The organism is Limnospira sp. PMC 289.06, from assembly GCF_032350395.1.
Taxonomy (GTDB): domain Bacteria; phylum Cyanobacteriota; class Cyanobacteriia; order Cyanobacteriales; family Microcoleaceae; genus Limnospira; species Limnospira platensis.
This window is the reverse complement of sequence record NZ_JARPLC010000089.1, coordinates 1-21,372: the sequence shown is the minus strand read 5'-3', so window position 1 is coordinate 21,372 and position 21,372 is coordinate 1. Positions and strand designations below refer to the sequence as shown.

The window sequence follows — 21,372 nt, the reverse complement described above, 5'->3', positions numbered from 1 at the left end:
CGCCTCTGTTACCTTAACGGGTAATAGTGCTATCGTCGCATTGTCCGGGAACAACCCGAAAAATGTCGCGTAAATGTATCAGGTAGGGAAGCCCTCATCGTAATCTTGGATTCGATGACGGGAGGGTGTAGCGCGTAAATTGGTTATATTATAGACCTGGGCTTCCGGAAGGCGAATCTAGGGTGTATAAAATAGCGAGGGGAGGTTTTGATCTCCTCGTTGCGAAACCTTATCAACCAAGTTATCCGTGTGAGGAGAGAGAGAGTGTCGAAACGATCATTAAATCTTTGGCTGCTCAGTCCAGCAGTATTGGGAGCTAGTCTATTAGCCTCTCTACCTGCGGTGGCGGAAATTTCGGCTACTGAGACAGGAGAAACAGAATTAACGACAAACAACGCTATCACGATCGCATCTATCGAGGATGTGACAGCAGACTTACCGCAGCAACTAGCTCAAGTTCCAGTGAACCCCCATGCTGGCGGTGCATTTTCCCAGGCTAACTCAGTCGTGGGCAAAGCGTACCAAGAAATTCCCCTCGCTGACCTAGATGCTCCCAACGCCAATGGGAATACCCTAAATCAGCTCAATCAATACGGTCGAGAAGGACAAAGCCGGAGACAGTCTCAGGTGACTTCAGTTTCCCAGTTGTCGGACGTACAGCCTACAGATTGGGCATTCCAAGCACTCCAGTCCTTGGTTGAGCGCTATGGTTGTATTGCAGGTTATCCAGATGGGACATTCCGAGGAAACCGTGCCTTAACCCGTTTTGAATTTGCAGCGGGGGTTAACGCCTGTTTGGAAAGGGTTAACGAATTAATTAACGCCGCCACAGCGGACCTAGTGACTCGGGAAGACCTGGCAAAAATGCAGCGACTGATGGAAGAGTTCGCGGCGGAATTAGCCAGCATTCGCGGACGGGTAACGGTGTTAGAAGCTCGTACTGCGGAATTAGAAGCTAACCAATTCTCCACGACAACCAAGCTGCATGGGGAAGTCGTCTTTTGGCCGGGTGATAGCTTTGGCGATCGCGCTAGACATAACGTGGCTGGAGGTCCCTTTAGCCGCCGCAATAGTGACCCGACCCAAACCTATCTTGGCTATCGAGTTCGCTTAGACTTCGATACTAGCTTCACCGGGCGGGATCTGTTAAAAACCCGTTTACAGGTTTACGACAATCCGAACCTGAGCGACTTCGACCTAACCAATAGCCTGATGGCTCGGACTCCCTTTGATGGGACTTCCAACGGGGTAGAGCTGGATGATTTATACTACCGTTTCCCAGCTTTCAATAACCGGGCGCAAATCTTTATCGGTGCTAACAGCCTCGATTTAGATGACACCATGGAAATTCTCACCCCCTTTAATAGTGACGGTACGGGTTCAATTTCCATGTTTGGACAGCGCAACCCGGCGATTTTCCGAGGTCCAGAAGGAGCCGGGGTAGGGGCTAACTTTGCCTTTGGCGATCGAGACCGTTACCGATTGAATCTGAGTTATTTAGCTGGTAACGCATCGGATGCTACTGCTGGTAATGGCTTATTTAACGGTAGTAATACAGCATCGGCTCAGTTTGTGTTTGAACCGACGGAAAAACTGGGATTTGCGGTAGAATATGCCCGCAAGTATTTCACTAACGGCGGTGTAGAGGTAGCTGGCGGGACTGGTAGCTGGATTGCCGATCGCCCCTTTGGTGATAACGCCACCACCAGTGATAACCTAGGTTTGCAATTTAATTGGCGGCTGGCTAACAGCTTCCAGTTAGGGGGTTGGTTCGGTGCTACCTGGGCTAACCAACAGAATAATGGCAGTGATAGCGCGACTATTCTCAACTGGGCGGTAACTCTTGGTTTCCCCGATTTACTCCGAGAAGGCGACACAGGCGCATTAATTGTGGGAATGCCTCCTAAAGTTACGAACCATGACAGACCAAGCCTAGAAAATAGTGATACTTCGCTGCACATTGAAGCCTTCTATCACTTCCCCTTCAGCGAGTATATTTCGATTACTCCGGGAGGATACTTTATCACCAATCCTGGTCATAACGATCGCAATGCGACCATTTTCGTGGGAACCCTGAGAACGACATTCCAGTTCTAAGCCCGGTTCCATTCAGATGTTAGCGCCTTGAGTTTTGAGCGACCCCATATCGGTTCTCAAAACTCATTTTTTTGTTATATCTTAGGGAAAAGTTAGCCAACAAAAAGGAGATCCAATCGAAACCATACACGGAAACCTGCAAGGTCTCAAACCGAGTCAGCTTAAACAACTGCAACGCCTGTACCATCAAAAACTCCCAGGCGATCGCATTACCACTTCAGAATTTGCCCAGCGACTAGCGGGGGTAAGTACAGACATCAAGGAGCCCGTCTGCGCCTATATAAACCGCCGTGGGCAGGTGATTAGGGTGGGAGTAGGCACTGTCAGTCAGACCCGCATTCCTGCCCTAGAATTGCCCCGCTACGGTAACGGTCGCCTCAGTGGTATTCGGTGTATAGCCACCCAGTTAAAATCTGATCTACCTAGGGAGTCAGTCTTAACGGCCATGGCTATGCAACGGTTAGATGTTTTGGCAATTTTGACCCTGACCGGAAGCGGGTTTGAACGTCGAGGGGGGGGTGGCACAGGTTATGTGAAAGAAGCCTATCTCGCCCATTTATTGCCCCAAGGGGAAGGGGAAAACCAGACCCAACTTGATAGTCCTCTGGCTCCAGTACCCTATTATGTTTCATCCCCCATGAGTCTTGATGTTCTCTCTAACCAAGATTTCCTGGATTTGGTAGATGGACTAGAAGCGGAATTTCAGCGGGAATTTGTCGCCCTTGATGTCAACTCTGACCAAGATAGGGTGCTATTGGTGGGGGTACAAACTGACAAAATTTCCACCCAGAGATTTGAAGAAGGGTTAGCGGAATTAGGGCGGCTGGTGGATACTGCGGGGGGTATTGTCCTGCAAACTCTGCGCCAAAAGCGATCGCGTCCCCATCCCCAAACCGTAGTCGGAGAGGGAAAAACTCAGGAAATTGCCCTGGCGGCGCAAACTCTGGGGGCGACGTTAATTGTTTTCGATCGCAGTTTATCTCCCGCGCAAGTCCGTAATTTGGAAACCCGCATTGGAGTCCGAGTAGTCGATCGCACGGAAGTTATCTTAGATATTTTCGCCCAACGCGCCCAGTCTGGGGCGGGAAAATTACAGGTTGAACTGGCGCAGCTAGAATACAGTCTACCGCGTCTCACGGGAAGGGGTCAGGCTATGTCTCGGTTAGGTGGCGGTATTGGTACTCGTGGACCTGGGGAAACTAAACTAGAAACGGAAAGACGAGCCATTCAGCGGCGCATCGCCCGCCTTCAGCAGGAGGTTAACCAACTACAGGCCCATCGTGCCCGTCTCCGCCAACGTCGCCAACGCCAGGAGGTTCCTACATTGGCTATTGTGGGCTATACGAATGCGGGTAAGTCTACTTTGCTTAATGTTCTCACGGCTTCGGAAATTTACGCGGCTGACCAATTGTTTGCTACTCTCGACCCGACTAGCCGCCGCCTAACTATCCCGGATGCGGTGACGGAAGAACCCCAAAATATTGTAATTACTGATACGGTGGGGTTTATTCATGAATTACCCCCGGCTTTAATTGATGCTTTTCGGGCTACTTTAGAGGAGGTGACTGATGCTGATGTGCTGCTGCATTTGGTAGATTTATCTCACCCGGCTTGGCAGGCACAAATTCAATCGGTTATGGAGATTTTAACTCAAATGCCGATTACTCCGGGTCCGGCTTTATTGGCTTTTAATAAAATCGATTCTGTGGATGGGGAAACTCTCCGTTTTGCCCAGGAAGAATACCCCCAAGCTGTGTTTATTTCTGCTGCTAATGCGCTGGGTTTGGAAACTCTCCGCCTCCGAATGGCACAGTTGATTGATTATGCGATCGCTAATCAATAAGTCGATTTCCTCAATAGGCGATCGCCTATTGTGGTAAAATGGGGGGGCTTTCTAGTCAATTACTTATGACCATTGGGCGATCGCTTTGTCGGGTAGCGATTTATGGGGGAATATGTTTTGGGGCTTCCGTCTTATTACCGGGGTTGACCCTCCCGGTCGCTTTTTTATCGACTGACAAAGGTCAAGACATCTTGACCAAAGTGGGCGAAATGATTAGCAGTGTGACGGCGGGTAACACGGCTAATGCTATTGATAATTTTGACCCAAGGGGTTCTGATCACGTTCCGTTAGAGAATGAGGATTTAATTCGCGTTTGTGGAAAGGCGATCGCTCAAATTATTTTACTGGCTGCCCAACAGTATAATAACCGCAATTTCAAAGATTATAATAAAGACTATTCCGAACATCTAAAAATGATAGCCGCCCAAGCTACAGAAAAATGGGTAGAATTGGCGCGTTTTGAATTTGCTCAATCTAAATATCAACAGTTAACCGAGGGAGAAATTCCCTTAATTATTACCCCCACAGAAGAAGGGTTAACTCAAGCGGAAATTTTGACCGTTGAAGAGTGGCGGAATATTTTAGCCAAATTAGATTTAAAGGCGGTAGAGTCACAGAAAGGCGTTGATTTGCCGGATTATGTGCGCCAATATGTTGCGGAATTACTCCAGAAAGAATTTCCGCGAGTCTTACGAGAAGCCTTAAAACAGGACTTTAAAGCCGATGGTAAAGCCTTTGCTGGGTTAATGATTCAACTTATAACAGGAATTCGGCAACAAGTAGCCCAACTGGGTGAAATTGCCCCAATTTTCTTGGCAAAACTCGAACAGATAGAACAGCAGTTAACCGGAACCCAACAGCAGCAGGAAAGAATCTCCGAAAAGCTCGACGAGCAATCCAAAAAGCTCGACGATATCAAGGAGATGATGCAGCCTCACCCTCGCGAAACCACCAAGGAGAAACTACTGAAAGCCTTACTACAGTTAGATTATGATAAACAGGCGAATTTGTTTAAAGAGTTTGTGGAAAATCATCAAATTGGAGCTTGTTTAGTTCACGGTTCGTATGAAAGCGCACCCCGTTGGTTGCTCCATCGTTTGATTCGCCATGTTCCCAACGGCAACACATATAATTGTAATTGTGTGCAAAAAATCAAGTTTTCTCGCCGGATTTATACTAGCTCTTTAGATACTGTTTTGCAAGAGATTAGTCGTAAATTTCAAATAGAAATCACCAGTTCAGTCACAGCCATTCATCAAAAAATTTGGGAAGTGTGGCAATCTGAAACGGTGATTTTAATTGTTGAAAATACTAAGGATGTTGAAGAATCTTATCTTGAGGAATTTTTGCAAGATTTTTGGCAACCATTAGCCCAGTTAGCTCGTGAGAGAGGGACGACTAATGAAAACTACAGTTTACTTTTATTTTTGCTAGATCAAGATGGATATCCCAATGATTGGAATATTGCTTATACTCAAGATCCGACCTCAGAGTTAATTCCCCAAACTCTGATTAAATTGATGGACATACAACCCATAACACGCCGACAATTATCAATTTGGCTAGAATTATGTTGTGGTGCCGAAAAACTACTCGAATATACTGATAGTTTAGTTGATGAGGTTTTTCGAGACAGTCAAAATGGACTTCATCAATGTATCCTTGAAACAATCTGCTCTCTCTGTAAAACTTCATGGGAAGACTGTGCATCAAAATGGATGAAATATTAACAACACCTCCAGACAACTTACGCTATACCGGAAAAGTTCACCCTCCTACAGACCATAAGGAGAATGGACAGCGAGTTTATCCCTATTTACCCAGTGATGAACTTGTGGAAGCCGTTAATTTAGCCATTATTTTACAGCGTCCTTTGCTGCTGCAAGGTGAACCCGGTTGTGGTAAAACGAAATTAGCCCAAGCTGTCGCCTATGAGTTGGGCTTACCCTATCTCTGCTGGACGATTAAATCCACCAGTCGCGCCCAAGATGGACTCTATACCTATAATAATTTAGCCAGACTGCGGGACTCTCAACTACTGGGGTTAGGTCAAATTACTGACCCGGAAGAAATCCGGCGGATTAAAGACCCTAAAACCTATGTAGAATTGGGTAAACTTGGGGAGGCTTTTCTCAGCGATAAAACCACGGTTTTATTGATTGATGAAATTGACAAGGCGGATATTGATTTCCCCAATGATTTATTATTGGAGTTAGACGAAAAACGCTTTACTATCCCCGAAATGAAAAAGGAAAAGACTGCTAAACATCCTCCGATTATTTTGATTACCAGTAATCAGGAACGAGATTTACCGGATGCTTTTTTAAGGCGCTGTTTATTTCATTATATTGAGTTTCCCAATAAAGAACGGTTAATTGAGATTATTATTGCTCGCTTTTTTGGGGTTACCGAAGATAAATCAACGATTCCCGACCCCGACGAAAATCAGTTGATTCAAGAAGTGGTGGCGAAGTTCTCGGAATTGCGGGAGTTGTTGGATAAGGAAAAAGGACAAAGGGGTAAAAATATCAGTACCATTGAGTTGATTGATTGGTTTGATGTCCTGCGTCGATATCCTCATGATGAGGTGCTGAAACAGTTACAGGGTAAACTTCCCTGTTTGGGGGTTTTACTGAAAAGTTGGGATGACCACCGACTTTATTTAAGCAAATTGTAGGGGGAAGGATGAAAGTTAATGATTTACCCCTGCGAGAGTTGTTTGATAAGCTGCGTCAAGCGGGTTGGGTGTTGGGGATTGATGAATATGAACTGCTGTTAGAAGCGTTGATGAAAGGGTTTGGCATTGAGGATGAAGCGGCGTTAAAAAGACTCTGTAAAACTTTGTGGGTGAAGTCGGTTGAAGATGAAAAAATTTTCAATTCTTATTTTAAGGAGGTGATGTCTAAACCCCTTGATAATCCATTGGTAACAGTCGAGAAACCTACCGCCGCAAAACCAGCGATTCCGATAACACAGCCACCAGTCCAATTGACACCATCAAAGTCTCTACTGAGGTCCTGGTTAGACTCTCTCAAAAAAATTATCACCAAACCGACTAATGAGCCATTAACAAATCAACAATTAGAACCAGAAAATCAACAGATTCCAGAAATTCAAGAACAACCACCAACTCAGCCATCTTCGGAAGCTGAAAAATCAGAACCGGCTGAATCTGAATTTATGCCGCAAGAGGTGGCGGTAGAAATAGATGATGAGGTACAGTTACTGAAAACCATAACCAGTGAACAGTTTTTGTTATATTCGGATTATTTGCCGTTAACGAAAAGGAAAATGAAACAAACTTGGCGTTATTTACGCCGTCCGATTCGGGAGGGTCCATTAGTTGAATTAGATGTGACGGCAACCATAGAAAAGATTATCCGGGATGGGTTTTTCTTAGAACCGGTGTTGGTGCCGCAACGAAGGAATCGGGTTGAGTTGGTTTTGTTGTTGGATGTTGATGGTTCAATGGTGGCTTTTCATCCTTTGGGGGATAGACTTAAAGAAACTGCGACGCGGGGGGGAAAGTTAGGCGCATCGCGGGTTTATTATTTCCATAATTGTCCGGTGGATTATGTTTATGGGAAGCCGGGATATTCTGAGGCGGTGAGGGTGGAGGAGATGTTAAGGGGATTATCTCCCAATCGCGCTTGTCTGCTGATTTTTAGCGATGCTGGCGCGGCACGGGGGGGATATAGTGAGGATAGGTTACAATTGACTGAGAGATTCCTGGGGCAGTGTCAGCAACACTTACGTTATCTGGTGTGGGTGAATCCTGTACCGAGGGAACGGTGGGCAATGTCTACGGCTGGGGAAATTGATAAGTTAATCCCGATGTTTGAATGCGATCGCCTTGGGTTACAAAATGCCGTTAAGGTGTTACGGGGAAATCCAGTGAGTTGGTCATAAAATTAGAGCAACCATTCCCATTATAAATCTTAATTAGGCAGACTGTCAAGGGATAACTGAACGGGATTAACTGGGTAGTTATGATTAATTGTTTAAGAGGTTGTCTAGGCATGAATGAAATTATTTTTTGGGTGGAATGTGATGCAGAAGAAGGATATGTAGCTCAAGCATTAGGAGAATCAATTATCACTCAAGCTGATAATTTAGATAGGCTCAAATTAGAAGTTAGAGACGCGGTGCGTTGCCATTTTCCCGATGAGGAATTGCATCCCCGTATGATTCGACTGGTTACGGAGGATGGGATGACGCGATGAAACTCAAAGATGAATTACAACAAAGACGAGATGAAATTTTAGCGGTTGCACAACAACATGGGGCGTTCAATGTGCGGATATTTGGTTCCGTGGCGAGGGGGGAAGAACGGGAGGATAGTGATATTGATTTTTTGGTGGAAATGAACAGTAATTGCAGTTTATTGGATAGAATTGCCTTAATCCAAGATTTAGAGGACTTGTTAAACCGAAAAGTTGATGTCACGACGGTTAAAAACTTACGGGAGTATTTTAGAGAACGGATTATCAATCAGGCGATTCCGCTATGACAGATGATGAAATATATTTACAAGATATTTACGATCGCATCTGTCGGATTGAGACTTATTCAGAGGGAGGGAGAATAGAATTTATGCAATCTCTTTTGATTCAGGATGGGGTGATTCGTAGTTTTGAAGTGATTGGAGAAGCAGTTAAGCGACTTTCTCCAGAGTTGAGGCAAAGTTATCCAGAGATTCCTTGGCGCAGAATGGCGGGATTGCGAGATGTGCTGATTCACGACTACGACGATATTAATTTAGAAGAAGTTTGGAATGTTGTTGAACAGAATTTACCCGAATTGAAACAAAAAATATTAGTAATCTTATCGGCACTTCATCATGAAAATTAAAGAACAATTGCAACAAAGACGAGATGAAATTTTAGCCCTTGCACAACAGCATGGGGCGTTCAATGTGCGGATATTTGGGTCGGTGGCGAGGGGGGAAGAACGGGAGGATAGTGATATTGATTTTTTGATTGATTATGATTTAGCTAAAATATCCTCTTGGTTTCCGGTGGGACTGATTCAAGATTTAGAACAACTCTTAAATCGCAAAGTTGATGTAGTCACGACTAAATCATTACATTATTTTATTCGGGAAAAAGTTATAGCAGAGGCGATTAGTTTGTCAGATTTTGGCAATCAGTAAACGATTAAAATGGACTCCCACTCATGGAACTAGAAGCTGCTATACGTCGGATTAATGCTTTTAAGAAAAGGTTTAAGGAGCCTCACCTTTTTTTAGCTTATCATGCGGCGTTACCTTTGGCGATAACTCCCGATTTGCTGTATCAGATTTGGACGAATTTTCGGCGGGATATTCAGGGGGAATTTATCGAGATTCCTTGGATTGCGGTTTCGGATTTAATTCTATCGAGTTTGTGTGATGAGGTGGGGCATGAATTGTATGAAATGGATGCGACAGTCCGCCAAGAATTGTTAGACCAGTTGAAAGCTAATCCTCGATTTACAGAGAAACGCCTGAAGGAAGTGGCGTGTTTTTTATTGCAGTATGTGCAGAAAGATTTAGACAGTCAGGATAGTTATGACCGGGAGTTTGCCGAGTCGCAAAGTTGGGCGGCTTGGGCTTATGCCGAACCTCAGAAATCAGTGGAGTTATTGGCGGAGGCTTTCCGGCGGGCGTATGAAGAAAATCCTAGGGATTTGATGCGACTTTCGACGCTGACGGAGATGATTTATCAACCGAATCTCAAAGAGTTTGACCGCCTGCGAATTTTTGCCAGGGCAATGGGGCATTATCGACGCAAGAAGTTTGAGGAAGCAAAAAAACAAATTTCGCAATTGTCAATCCAAGGTAATTCATTATCAATTGCCGGTATTACTCTTAACATTCCCACGGAAATTTTAAATTTCATTGAAGCTGAAACTCAATCTCAACAGTCGTCTTATCAAAATCTTACTGCACTTGATAAAAAAAGCGATATAGGAACCATTGTTCCTACATTAATTATTGGTGTCGGTGGGACAGGTTTAAAAGTTATAAGTCGTGTTCGCCGTCTGATTGTGGAATCCTACGGTAGTTTAGAAAAACTTCCTGTCGTTGCTTTTTTACATATCGATACCGATGAAAAACCTCAAGCCAAAAAACCAGAAATGGCTGGCCCACCACTGGAAGATTACGAAAAGTTCTGGGCTAGTGTAACCTTTGACGAAGCTAAAAAAATCAAGGAAAATCCCACGACCTATTCTTGGTATTATGACTGGCTTCCCCCGGAACTGACTCCGCAAAACTTAGTTTCAGAACAAGGAGCCGGTCAAATTCGAGCTTGCGGACGCTTTGCCTTTTTTTATAACCATGAAAAAATTCGGAACAAATGTCAGCAGGCTATCACAAGAATTACTGTAGGTCGAAATCAACTAACGATTGATGGTGATGTTTTGACCGTAGAACCTAAATTGAATATTTTTGTCGTTGGTTCTATCTCTGGAGGAACGGGTAGTGGAATGCTGATTGATTTAGGTTATTGCTTGCGAAATTGGTTTCAAGGGCAGAGATTGGAAACTACAGCTATTATTCCCACCCCCGATGCTTTTTTAGGAATTGGTGGCAATATTAACATTCAGGAAAATGGTTATGCTGCTCTCATGGAGTTAAACTATTTTTCCGATCGGAACAACACATATAATGTTAAGTATGGTTTATCAGAAAATACTCGAATCATAGAAAATCGCCCTCCCTATGATTATTTATATCTAACAGGAACTAGCAACCAAGAGGTGAGTTTAAAAATTGAAACTATTCAGGAAATGATGGCTCAACAAATTTTTCTGGATTTAGTTTCAGATTTTTCTAGCTACAAAAGAAGTATTAGAGATAATATAAACAGGCAGATTGGAACATCTTTAGATCAAGCTAGAAACTCTCAAGCACAAGCCATTTACAGAAGTTACCCTTGCAACTTTTTTAGTTTTGGTATTGCTAGTATTGAGATTCCAGTTCATGCCATTCGGAAAGCGCTTGCTGTAAAGTTAGCCGCTGACTTATATCAGTGGTGGCTGAATGCGAATGTTCAACTTCCTAGTGATGTTCAACAAGAGGCAGAAGCTGAACTCAAAGAACTGAAGTTGTCTAGTGAAGAACTGCGGAATGAGATTTTACTTAATCCAGAGGGGAAGAATTATGTAGTCGTTATCGAACAATGGACTAAGCAACTAGAGAATAATATCAACGTTGAACAACGATTGAAATGTACCGCCCAACTTCCCAATCCTTTTGCCAAAGAAACAGGTAAAGTTTTGGAGTTTGTGAGCCGTTACCTTAATCCAACTGTTGAAGAATATCGCTTAGATCATCTCCGAGATGACCAAAGAAGACGCGGTGACTTCCTTCAAAGAATGCAGGACAATGGGGAAAAACTGTTTCAGGAAACAGCACAAACTTTTAAAGAAAAAATCTACGACTATTTAGAAGATAAGAGCCAAGGGGCTCGCGCTATCAAGGCACTCCTAGAGCAAATGCGAACCAGCTTACAAATGGAAATTGAAAAATTGCAACGGGAAGCCGAAAGAACTTGGAAAAATCTTGAAAAAGCTGCTTTAGCAGAATACAACCAAGCGAGTTCTCAAATTGATGAATTTAGCGATCGCTGGATGGCAAACAAAGAAAATAAAATGAAAAAATGGTGCTATCAGGCAATTGCCGGGATTGAAAAAAGTTTCCAAGCCACCTTGCAACGCCAGTCTCGTCTGATGGCTGTTAACATTCAAAACCGCTTTCTTGATGTCATTCAAGAGGTTGAAAATGAAGTTGACCGATGGACTGGGCGAATTTCAGGTTCAGAAACTAAGTATCGTGACTTGATCGCTCAATCTGAGAATTACATCGAACAATTGGAATTAGTTGGACTCAAACTGTTTGAACGACGGGAGTTGAAAGAACTTTACGATGATTTTATTAGCAAGTCTCAAGGGCTGGATATCCTCTTTAGCCAACTCACTCAGGATATAAAAGTCGCCAGCCAAAACAGCAAATTCTGGACTCAATCTGCCTATGGTCAACAAGAATTTCATCTTCTGGATGTGGCTCGCATTGATGAGCTTCAATATCCCCAGTTTGAGGATGTAGTTGAACAATTCACCCGACGGAAAATTCAGGAAGCACCCGCCAACAGTAAACTGTACACCGAAATGGATGCTTGCACCCGTTTTATGCGACTGTACCCGGGAACCCAAGATCGACAACGAGAGATTCAACGTTTATTTAACTTGTCTAAACCCTTAATTCGTTTGGATACAGCTATCCCTCAAGAGGGTGGATTTAACTATATTCAATTTCATCTCGCGGGAATTGTCGGAGGGGAAAATACCCCGGAAACAGCAGCACAGCAACAGGTTCCTCTACTGAAGAAATTTTTTGTCCAGACAGATGCGATCGCGCCTTTGAGTAAACGAGAACGGCATAAAATTCTAGGCACCCATGAAATTGCTGGCTTTTCTTTGCGATGCATGGCTGGAACCGAAAATCTCCGCAAAGCCTACCAAAAATGGCGAGGTGAACGAATTCAAGCTGAACGAGATCTTCTCAAAGGTATGAATGCTAAATTACCCGCTCCCGTTCACATTCAAAAAGATATGGTTTTTTGGGATTTTCATCGCCCCGACCCCACCATTGAACAGTTAGTTTTAATTGCCCGTGCTTTTGAGATTTTGCGTCAGGAAATCAACAAAAAAACCAAACAAGATGTGATTCGTTACCGCATTATGACTAAATTGGGTGAAGATAAAGTAACTGTAGCAGCCAATTGGGAAGATACAGTGCAAGTTCTGCAATTACCCGATTGTCGAGAAGACAGACAAGAAGTCGAACGACAGCTTAATGAATTACTCGACCAAGCCGAAACAGAATCCCAAAAACAACAACTGGGCAAACAACTGCAAGACTTTTTAGCCGAACGACTCAAAACTGAGTTTCGGAACAATAATGATCACCCCATGTATCTGAAAGAAAAAACAATCATTGGGGAATTTATTGCTATACATAAACTTATTAGTGAATCCCAAAATACTGAATTTAAAAATTGTGATAATTGTGGTTATGTCATGCGTGTTACTGATAATTACTGCTCTAATTGTGGACATAAAATGTCTTGAAATTTTGTGGATAATTGAAATAATCAAAACTTAATTTTACAGATATATAACTACCCAGAAACTGGGTTTATTGTCCGGTTTAGTCACAGATAAAAATTAGGGTGGTGGTCTCACCATTGGCGCGGCGACTAATGATTAAGCGTCCATTCAGGATATCCTCATCATGGATTTGATAAATTCTTAAATCCGTAACCTCTGGACTATCAAAGGCGATCGCCAATTTTAGGGGTGCTGTTTCGTAATCATTCCCCCCCAAAGGATTCAGGAACCTTTCCAAAACCCTTTCCAGGATATCATAAACATCTTCAAACTCTTTGACAATATTGCCGGGTTCCCCTTCCGGGCGGCGATAAAGTAGCTGCCAGCCACGCCGCCAGCCTAATTCATTCGGTTCAAAAAACTTAGGTCCTACAAACTTCCTAAGATGGTCGAATGCTACCTTTTCCAGGTCAACTTCTGGCTCCAGGATATCATAAAAAACCCCGGAATCTACGATTTTTCCATAGGAACTACCATAGAGTTCCATTAAATCACTGACGTATTTAGGCGGTTGAGGAGATGTACTCATTTTGGCGGATAACTAGGATTGAGTGCAAGCTACAGGTGAGATTTTAACTCTCAGTCTGATTATATAGCGTTTCTCATATCCATAAGGTACAGCCCTCACCCCAAACCCCTCTCCCAATAGGGGAGAGGGGCTTTGAAAATTACCTCACCAATCCAGCGAACCGGTATATCACCCGGAAAATACGGAGATGAATCCTCAAGTTGGTTAAACAAAAGATGGAATTTGGGTTAAATTATGTTAGAATAGGGTGGCATAATCCGTCACGCCCTAGATACAGCCTATCAATACAAAAAATATGGTTCTCTCAACGCTAAAATGGAGTTTAGACGATTATCATCACATGATTAAAACGGGGTTGCTGGTAGGTCGTCCTGTGGAATTACTAGCCGGAGAAATTGTCGAAATGTCCCCAGAAGGTGAATCCCATGCCTTTTTTAGTCGCGCGGCTGGATCTTATCTTACTCGTATTTTAGGCGATCGCGCTCTAGTCAGTCCAGCCAAACCCATTACCCTCCTCAACGACTCCGAACCCGAACCGGATATCGCTATTGTCGCGCCTCTGGGTCGAGAATATCTGAGTCATCACCCCTACCCGGAAAATATTTTCTGGGTGATTGAATATGCGAACAGCAGCCTACAGAAAGATAAAACAGTGAAATATCATCTCTATGCTGAGGCTGGTATCCCGGAATATTGGCTGGTGAATTTACAAACGGGGGAGTTAATTATTAACCGGGAACCGAGGGGACGGGAATATGGTTCTAAAATAACCCTGACTTCTGGAGAAGTTTCGCCCCTGGCTTTTCCTGATCTTACCATTCCGGTGGCGGCGATAATTTCAGCGGTTATATAACCAGCTATTCCGGCTAGGATTTTATTGATGGGGTAAAATCTGCCTAATGAAACTGGCGGCGTAACAGTAGGGAATTGGTGACTACACTCACCGAACTAAAAGCCATAAAAGCGGCTGCTACCGCCGGACTGAGAACTATGCCAAAACCTGGTAGGAGGACACCAGCCGCCATGGGTAAACCGATGGTATTATAAGCAAAAGCCCAGAAGAGGTTTTGGCGAATTTTATTGAATGTTTGTTGACTCAAGCGAATAGACTCCACCACGTCCATGAGTGCGTCTCCTATGAGTACAATATCAGCAGTTTCGATCGCCACATCAGTTCCGCTTCCCAAAGCGATCGCCACATCAGCCTGAGCCAAAGCCGGAGCATCATTAATGCCGTCTCCCACCATAGCCACCCGGTGTCCCTGCTGTTGGTAAGAAGCGATCGCCTTAGCTTTATCTTCCGGTCGCACTTCTGCCCGCACAGACTCAGGAGATAATTCTAACTCAGAAGCGATCGCCTCGGCTACCGAAAAGCGATCGCCTGTGAGTAAAACTACATTTAACCCCATTTGTTGGAGTCGTTCCACCGTCATTTTAGCATCAGACTTGAGGCGATCGCAAATACCAATCACCCCCACCAACTCCTCAGCCACAGTCACATAGACCACCGTTTGTCCTGGTGGAATTATCGATAACACCGACTCCCCTAAAGTCACCCCACAGCGGCTCAAACCTTCTGCACTACCCACCCAAATTCTCTCTCCATCGACCATAGCAGCCGCACCAAGCCCCGTCTGAGTCACAAAACCCTCGGCATCTATGGTAGGCAGGTTACGCCCTTCTACGGCTCTACAGATAGCGGTAGCGATCGGGTGATGGGTTCCCTGTTCGACCGCCGCCGCCAATTGTAAAATCCGGTCATCACTAAAGCCGTGAGACAAACTGACGCAGGTAGTCACCTGGGGAGAAGCGGTCGTCAAAGTTCCGGTCTTATCAAAAACTACAGTATCCAATTGGTGAACCCTCTCCAAGATATCACCACCTTTAATCAATAAACCCCGTTCCGCACCGATAGCAGAACCCACTAAAATGGCGGTGGGGGTAGCCAGTCCCAAAGCACAGGGACAAGCAATCACCAAAACAGCGATCGCCAATTTTAGACTCAATAGCAAAGGCGCATCAACCGCCAAATTCACCCCTCCCGAGGTCATCACCTCCGGCCAAATATAAGTGCCAATTGTGTACCAAAAAATCAGAGTCAGCGCCGCCAAACCCATGACCAGATAAGTAAAATATCCCGCCACCTTATCCGCCAAAAATTGAATGGGCGCTTTCCGAGTTTGAGCAGTTTCTACCAAACTAATAATTTGGGAAACCGTAGTTTCTTCTCCCGTGCGAGTCGTGGCAATTATCAGCGCCCCCGACTGGTTTAAAGTTCCCGCACAAACCATCAAATCCGGTTGTTTAGTCACCGGGAAAGACTCTCCGGTTAGCATCGACTCATCGACCGTACTACTCCCCATAATCACCCTACCATCAACGGGGATTTTATCACCGGGAAAAACCTTAACCAAATCCCCCACCCGCACCTGTTCAGCCGGAACCTCCACCGTCGGAGATGACCAGGCGATCGCCGAATTTTCCTGAGTGGTTTCCTGCAGTTGTGTTGACAGAATCACCTGAGCCGTTGTCGGTTGCAAAGCCCACAAAGACTCAAAAGCCTGAGCCGCCCTAAATCTCGCTTGTTGTTCGAGGGTTTTTCCCAGTAAAATAAACCCCAACAGCATCACAGGTTCATCAAAAAAACATTGCCAACCCAACCGGGGAAATAACAGAGCCACCAAACTAGCAGTATAGGCGCTAATAGTACCCAGTCCCACGAGGGTATTCATATTAGGAGCATTTCGCGCCAGACTACGCACCCCATCCACAATAAGCGATCGACCGGGAAACATTAAAGCTAAAGTTGCTAATCCCCAGTGAAACCAAATATTACTCACTACCGGAATCGGTCCCCAACCCATTTGATGAAAGTGACCAATTCCCGACAGAAAAATCAGCACACCACAAATAACCACCCGCCCAATTTGGTCGCGCATTTCTTGGCGGTGACGTTCCTTAAAAGTTAGCTTTTGGTTAGCAGCAGACCCATAACGCAGTTGACTATTAAATCCCGTTTCTGTTAGAATATCAGCTAGTTTTTGTGGATCGACTGTACCGGGTTCACATTCAACCGTCGCCACTTCTGTGGCTAAATTAACCCGGACAGCAATCACCCCTGGCTGCTGGTTTAATTGGCGTTCTACCGCCATCACACAACCAGCACATTTCATTCCCCCAACATCCAAAATAATCGTCTGGGTAGGTAGGGTAGTTGAGGTTAACTGCTGCTCTGATATAGTTTGGGGATTTAATTGCATAGAATGGATACCTTAGATATCAGCCAATGATGGATATTTGGGGAGAAACAGCCCCCAGAACAGTGAGGACAGAAACATTTACGGGAATTTGTGAAATTGATCTCCAAATAATTGATAATTGTTCACTGTCAACCATCAACTTTCAATTGTCAACTATTAACCCCCCATGTCTACAACCATCGCCTTAATCGCCCATGACAGCCAACGGGAGCAACTGGTCAGCTTTGTAGAAGAGAATACTGTGGCTTTGTCCTTCTACGAACTAATCGCCCCAGAAAGAACCGCCCAATACCTCCTACAGGGAACCGGAGTAGAGGTGCAGGTGCTATCGTCTCTCCATCACGGAGGAGATATTGAACTAGCCTATCGCATCCTACAGGAAACGGAAATCGCGGCTGTAATTTTCTTCCTCGATCCTGGTTTTAACTTATCCTCCCCAGAAATTCAAGTATTGATTCGCGCTTGTAACCTGCAAAATGTACCGCTCGCCACCAACCGCGCTACTGCTAGGGCTATGTTAAGCGGTCTCACCCGTAGTCGGTCGGCTCATCTGATTTTTAACCCGGTTTCGGGGACGGGTAACTCTCAACAGGACCTGGTTTTAATTCGACAATTGTTAGAACCCCATATTTATCTCAAGGTATCCTTCACGACTCCTACCATTAGCGCCCAACAGTTGGCTCAGGAAGCGGTTGATTCCGGGGTGGATATGGTTATTGCTTCTGGAGGGGATGGGACGGTCTCAGCGGTGGCTGGTGCGGTGATGGGAACAGATATCTCTCTGGGTATCATTCCGCGCGGAACAGCTAATGCTTTTTGTATGGCTATGGGGATTCCTGGGAATATTCGGGGGGCTTGTAATAATATTATCGCTGGGGTAACTCGCACGGTTGACATGGCTACTTGTAACGATCGCCCTATGATTCTATTGGCTGGAATTGGTTATGAAGCCGAAACCATTGATAAGGCTGATCGAGAAACTAAGCAGCGTTGGGGGGCTCTGGCTTATATAATGGCGGGATTACAACAACTCGATGAACAAGTCGTTTTTGACACGGAAATTGAGATTGATGGAACTACCAGTCGGGTTCGTTCGGGTGCTGTGACTGTTGCTAATGCGGCTCCCCCCACGTCAATTTTAGCTCAAGGTTTGGGAGAGGTTATCCCTAACGATGGGAAGTTAGAGGTGTTGATTTTTGCTACTAACGAAAACGACAATCAGAAATTTACTAAGGTTAGGGCGATCGCTGGTATGGTAGAACTGTTTGGGTCGGCTTTGCTGAAAACTGGAACCCAGCGGGATAATATGATTGGGTTACGCGCCAGTAAGGTTAAGGTGAAAACTGAACCCCCTCAAAAAGTTGTCCTAGATGGTGAAATTATCGGCACCACACCCCTGGAAATTAAATGTATTCCCAACGGTTTAAAGATTCTCGCGCCGACGGTGATTCCTCAAACCAATAACCAGGAACCAGAAACTTTAGCAGAGGCTGATAGTTAACAGTTTTTCCCCCTCGTCGGCTTCCTTCTAAGAGGGGGAAGGGTTTAAGGGTTGCGGTTATGATCAGCCTCGGTTTTTTCGGAGGGGGAATTATCGGAGCTGTCGGAGGTATGATTATCCGGTGGGGGTGAGATTTCATCAATGGCGGTTAAACTATCGGTTCCGGTGTCGTCAGAGTTTCCCGACTCTAACAGTTCCGCAATGGTATAATCAGTCTCGGTTTTTTCTGATGCGGAATTATCGGAGCTGTCGGAGGTATGATTATCCGGTGGGGGTGAGATTTCATCAATAGCGGTTAAACTATCGGTTCCGGTGTCGTCAGAGTCTCCCGACTCTAACAGTTCCGCAATGGTCTGATCAGCATCTGATGTGGTTTCAGTTTCCGACTGATAAATTTGGATTTGTTCCAAACGGGGACCGACTACTAAAACTACTTTAAATTGGATATTTTTGTAGGTGAAGACTTCGCCAACGGCGGGGATTTTTTGCAGGTAATAGGTGAGAAAACCTCCCAAAGTTTGATACTCCTCATTGAGGGGTAAATCCAAATTCAACAGTTCGTTAATTTCTTCAACACTCAACTGCGCCTGTACTAAAAAGGTCTGGTCATCGACAAACTGAATATTCACATCTTCATGTTCGGCTAATTCGGAGCCATCCCCAATAATTTCGGAGATTAAATCGTTAATGGTTACCAGTCCGGCTGTACCGCCAAACTCATCTACAACAATAGCCATTTCCTGTTGCGATCGCTGCATTAGGGGTAATAATTCACTGAGTAACATTTGCTCAGAAATAAACCTAGCAGCCCGAATCCAAGTTAGGATGGGTGTCTCCTCAGAAAGCTGTCTTTCGGCTAAAGGTTTGGCTAAGTCCCGAAAATCTAAAATCCCCAAAATATCATCTAAGGATTCCCCGGTAATAGGGTAACGAGAATGATTACAAACTGCCATTTCTTCCAGGAGGTGTTGAAAGGTGGCGGTGCTAGGAAGGGAGACAATACTGGTTCGGGGAATCATAATTTCTTCAGCTAGTACATCCCCAAATTCAAACACATTATTAAGTAACTGTCTTTCCTCGGCTTCCAAACCCATAGATTCACTAGATGTAGTGATAATTAGTTGTAATTCTTCAGGGGTTACGCGGGTGTAAGGTTGTCCGGTGTAGTTAATCCCACACAGACGTAATAAAAACCGGGTAGACTGATTTAAACACCAGACAAATGGCTTAAAAAATCGAGCGATCGCCAAAGAGGAAGGAGCCAACATTCTCGCGATTTGTTCGGGATATAATAGCGCCAGAGATTTGGGAACTAATTCCCCCAGAACAATTTGCAGATAAGCCAGCATAAAAAAGGTGACAATTGGAATCGCCAGGGAATGAGCGATCGCCACTTGGAATTGGTGTAGAGGAATTTTAGTAAGTATCTGGCGAATCAACACCGCCATTGTCGATTCACCAATCCAACCTAAAGCCAGACTCGACAGAGTAATCCCAAATTGGGTAGTAGACAGCAGTAAATCGATGCGTCTTTGTAAATGTTGAACCGTGAGGGCTGGTAGATCTCCTTCATCAACTAATTGGCTAATTCGCGATCGTCTTACGGACACCATCGAAAATTCAGCCGTCACAAAAAAGGCATTAATAGCAATCAGCAAAAACACCGATAATAATCGCCCAAAAATATCTTGAGCCGTCAGTGTTAATCCCGATAGGTCAGCCAAGGCACTTGTCTCGCTAAATTGACCAAAAACCATCTCCATTTCTAGCATTAAGTGCGCTTTTTATTGACCGACATCAAACCATTAAATATCTGCCAGATATCCTCTCCTTTTTTACCGAGACTTACGGGGTATACGCTGTAGCAAAGATTACTAAATTTCATATTATTGTTGATAGGGAACACCGGGAGATGTTCCCATATACAAGATGATTAACTTGTTTATTGAACAACAGGAATACCCGACATTTGTAATTGCAATTTTTGATCTGGATAGTCAGTTAAACTGATAGCGAGTTCCTGAACATTATCTAGCAAAGCGGTAGAGATGGCAATAGTTCCAGTATAAGTTTGACTTCCTGGTGGTAGTTGACCAGGTAGAGAATCTACACTAGCACTTAAAGCTCGTCCCTGGTTATCAGTTACATTCAGGAAGCTGTAAAGAAACCGCACTGATTGATCACCTTCATTTTTGAGATTGACATTTAGCTGTAAAGAATTACTGCGGCGTTGGGTAGAGGTGATTTCCAGAGTTACACCCCCATCACGGCTAACAATAGGAAATACAACTTGGTTAGTGGTTTCCGGTTGCGCCTGATTCTCTTCTTCGGGTTTCTCCTGGGCTTGGGGTTGATCTGGGGGATCTGGATCAACACCCCCTGCTGCTATGCGTTTTTTGACTTGAGCGATAATATCTTCTTCTCTGAGTAGTTTAACTCCTTCTTGACGGGAAGATGAGTTATTAATGCGATCGGTAATGTTGCTGGGTCGCACGTCTGGCTGAGTGATTTCCTTGAGTGCATCACGACCGAGTTTATATCCTGTCGAAGAACTGAAGATACCCGCTCCAAACATCATAACCAGCAGTACAATTGTCATGATTACTGTTGAATTCAAGCTGATCTCCTGTGATACTATATATACTATGTGCGAGACGTTCAGGCATGAAATAGGGTTGTAATACCCAAAATAACCGCCTGGTGGGGACTCCAACCCCTCGGTTGGATATAAGGAGCGCACTCCTGACCATCCTCATAACTGTTTATATGTCCCGACGCTTGGAGAAATCTAAGCAAGGCAGGGAACTCAAGGTCATAAACCAACTGAGAAATCAGGGAGTAGAGAGTAACGGCGATAGCCACCCCCAGTTTTGGGAATCATAACCCCAGGATTGAAGCGGGGAACGGAAGGCTCCGAGGTGTAACCCAACACCGGAATCGAGACCACTGCCAACCATCCATGATTAGGGAAACCAAATGTCCGGCTTGA

The 21,372-nt window shown here is 44.6% G+C and carries 16 protein-coding genes and 1 pseudogene; 13 read left to right on the top strand and 4 right to left on the bottom strand.

What is annotated here, in order from left to right; translation table 11 throughout:
- The 11 genes and pseudogenes from P5674_RS26635 to P5674_RS16860 all read left to right on the top strand — a co-directional run.
- Positions 1-73 (top strand): annotated as a pseudogene (locus P5674_RS26635) (zinc ribbon domain-containing protein); the annotation flags it as partial.
- Between the two features lie 191 nt (positions 74-264).
- Positions 265-2,097 carry an iron uptake porin gene (locus P5674_RS16905; RefSeq protein WP_043468107.1) on the top strand — a complete coding sequence of 611 codons (1,833 nt, stop codon included), beginning with the start codon at positions 265-267 and terminating at the stop codon, positions 2,095-2,097.
- Positions 2,098-2,404: 307 nt separating this feature from the next.
- Positions 2,405-3,940, top strand: a complete 1,536-nt coding sequence (gene hflX / locus P5674_RS16900) for a GTPase HflX (protein WP_014274772.1) — start codon at positions 2,405-2,407, stop codon at positions 3,938-3,940.
- Between the two features lie 38 nt (positions 3,941-3,978).
- The gene (locus P5674_RS16895; RefSeq protein ID WP_315670115.1) at positions 3,979-5,670 is read left to right on the top strand and encodes a hypothetical protein; all 1,692 of its coding nucleotides are present in this window, start codon (positions 3,979-3,981) and stop codon (positions 5,668-5,670) included.
- Positions 5,655-6,617: a MoxR family ATPase gene (locus tag P5674_RS16890; RefSeq protein ID WP_315670114.1), complete on the top strand. Its 963-nt coding sequence runs from the start codon at positions 5,655-5,657 to the stop codon at positions 6,615-6,617. Before P5674_RS16895 ends, P5674_RS16890 begins: the two co-directional genes overlap by 16 nt.
- Before the next feature lie 8 nt (positions 6,618-6,625).
- Positions 6,626-7,849: a CoxE gene (locus P5674_RS16885; protein WP_315670113.1), complete on the top strand. Its 1,224-nt coding sequence runs from the start codon at positions 6,626-6,628 to the stop codon at positions 7,847-7,849.
- Positions 7,850-7,959: 110 nt separating this feature from the next.
- The gene (locus P5674_RS16880; RefSeq protein ID WP_014274769.1) at positions 7,960-8,163 is read left to right on the top strand and encodes a hypothetical protein; all 204 of its coding nucleotides are present in this window, start codon (positions 7,960-7,962) and stop codon (positions 8,161-8,163) included.
- A complete protein-coding gene (locus tag P5674_RS16875; RefSeq protein WP_014274768.1) occupies positions 8,160-8,450 on the top strand; it encodes a nucleotidyltransferase family protein in 291 nt (96 codons plus the stop codon). The genes P5674_RS16880 and P5674_RS16875 overlap by 4 nt, the downstream gene beginning before the upstream one ends.
- Positions 8,447-8,791 (top strand): HepT-like ribonuclease domain-containing protein, encoded by a 345-nt coding sequence (locus P5674_RS16870; RefSeq protein ID WP_014274767.1) that lies wholly within the window; start codon positions 8,447-8,449, stop codon positions 8,789-8,791. The genes P5674_RS16875 and P5674_RS16870 overlap by 4 nt, the downstream gene beginning before the upstream one ends.
- Positions 8,781-9,092 carry a nucleotidyltransferase family protein gene (locus P5674_RS16865; protein ID WP_006616151.1) on the top strand — a complete coding sequence of 104 codons (312 nt, stop codon included), beginning with the start codon at positions 8,781-8,783 and terminating at the stop codon, positions 9,090-9,092. The genes P5674_RS16870 and P5674_RS16865 overlap by 11 nt, the downstream gene beginning before the upstream one ends.
- Positions 9,093-9,115: 23 nt before the next feature.
- Complete coding sequence (locus P5674_RS16860; RefSeq protein WP_315670112.1) at positions 9,116-13,054, top strand: tubulin-like doman-containing protein; 3,939 nt, start codon at positions 9,116-9,118, stop codon at positions 13,052-13,054.
- Positions 13,055-13,133: 79 nt separating this feature from the next.
- On the opposite strand, the gene P5674_RS16855 is transcribed toward P5674_RS16860, so the two are convergent.
- The gene (locus P5674_RS16855; RefSeq protein ID WP_035736259.1) at positions 13,134-13,622 is read right to left on the bottom strand and encodes a hypothetical protein; all 489 of its coding nucleotides are present in this window, start codon (positions 13,620-13,622) and stop codon (positions 13,134-13,136) included.
- A 295-nt stretch (positions 13,623-13,917) separates the two neighbouring features.
- On the opposite strand from P5674_RS16855, the gene P5674_RS16850 reads away from it, so the two are divergent.
- Complete coding sequence (locus tag P5674_RS16850; protein WP_035736256.1) at positions 13,918-14,475, top strand: Uma2 family endonuclease; 558 nt, start codon at positions 13,918-13,920, stop codon at positions 14,473-14,475.
- Positions 14,476-14,518: 43 nt separating this feature from the next.
- Here P5674_RS16850 and P5674_RS16845 read toward each other — a convergent pair whose 3' ends face one another.
- Complete coding sequence (locus P5674_RS16845) at positions 14,519-16,882, bottom strand: heavy metal translocating P-type ATPase (RefSeq protein ID WP_315670111.1); 2,364 nt, start codon at positions 16,880-16,882, stop codon at positions 14,519-14,521.
- A gap of 166 nt (positions 16,883-17,048) precedes the next feature.
- Here P5674_RS16845 and P5674_RS16840 point away from each other — a divergent pair, with 166 nt between their 5' ends.
- Complete coding sequence (locus P5674_RS16840) at positions 17,049-18,383, top strand: methylglyoxal synthase (RefSeq protein ID WP_014274762.1); 1,335 nt, start codon at positions 17,049-17,051, stop codon at positions 18,381-18,383.
- A 44-nt stretch (positions 18,384-18,427) separates the two neighbouring features.
- Here P5674_RS16840 and P5674_RS16835 read toward each other — a convergent pair whose 3' ends face one another.
- Entirely contained in the window at positions 18,428-20,155 is a 1,728-nt protein-coding gene (locus tag P5674_RS16835) for a hemolysin family protein (protein WP_126277472.1), read from the bottom strand.
- Between the two features lie 170 nt (positions 20,156-20,325).
- A complete protein-coding gene (locus tag P5674_RS16830) occupies positions 20,326-20,982 on the bottom strand; it encodes a hypothetical protein (RefSeq protein ID WP_006616623.1) in 657 nt (218 codons plus the stop codon).
- Between the last annotated feature and the right edge of the window lie 390 nt (positions 20,983-21,372).

Bases quoted from the DNA above. Each gene is read 5' to 3' on its own strand.
- P5674_RS16895 (WP_315670115.1), top strand. From the start codon at position 3,979: ATGGGGGGGCTTTCTAGTCAATTACTTATGACCATTGGGCGATCGCTT.
- P5674_RS16890 (WP_315670114.1), top strand. From the start codon at position 5,655: ATGGATGAAATATTAACAACACCTCCAGACAACTTACGCTATACCGGA.
- P5674_RS16885 (WP_315670113.1), top strand. From the start codon at position 6,626: ATGAAAGTTAATGATTTACCCCTGCGAGAGTTGTTTGATAAGCTGCGT.
- P5674_RS16880 (WP_014274769.1), top strand. From the start codon at position 7,960: ATGAATGAAATTATTTTTTGGGTGGAATGTGATGCAGAAGAAGGATAT.
- P5674_RS16875 (WP_014274768.1), top strand. From the start codon at position 8,160: ATGAAACTCAAAGATGAATTACAACAAAGACGAGATGAAATTTTAGCG.
- P5674_RS16870 (WP_014274767.1), top strand. From the start codon at position 8,447: ATGACAGATGATGAAATATATTTACAAGATATTTACGATCGCATCTGT.
- P5674_RS16865 (WP_006616151.1), top strand. From the start codon at position 8,781: ATGAAAATTAAAGAACAATTGCAACAAAGACGAGATGAAATTTTAGCC.
- P5674_RS16860 (WP_315670112.1), top strand. From the start codon at position 9,116: ATGGAACTAGAAGCTGCTATACGTCGGATTAATGCTTTTAAGAAAAGG.
- P5674_RS16855 (WP_035736259.1), bottom strand. From the start codon at position 13,622: ATGAGTACATCTCCTCAACCGCCTAAATACGTCAGTGATTTAATGGAA.
- P5674_RS16850 (WP_035736256.1), top strand. From the start codon at position 13,918: ATGGTTCTCTCAACGCTAAAATGGAGTTTAGACGATTATCATCACATG.
- P5674_RS16845 (WP_315670111.1), bottom strand. From the start codon at position 16,882: ATGCAATTAAATCCCCAAACTATATCAGAGCAGCAGTTAACCTCAACT.
- P5674_RS16840 (WP_014274762.1), top strand. From the start codon at position 17,049: ATGTCTACAACCATCGCCTTAATCGCCCATGACAGCCAACGGGAGCAA.
- P5674_RS16835 (WP_126277472.1), bottom strand. From the start codon at position 20,155: ATGCTAGAAATGGAGATGGTTTTTGGTCAATTTAGCGAGACAAGTGCC.
- P5674_RS16830 (WP_006616623.1), bottom strand. From the start codon at position 20,982: ATGACAATTGTACTGCTGGTTATGATGTTTGGAGCGGGTATCTTCAGT.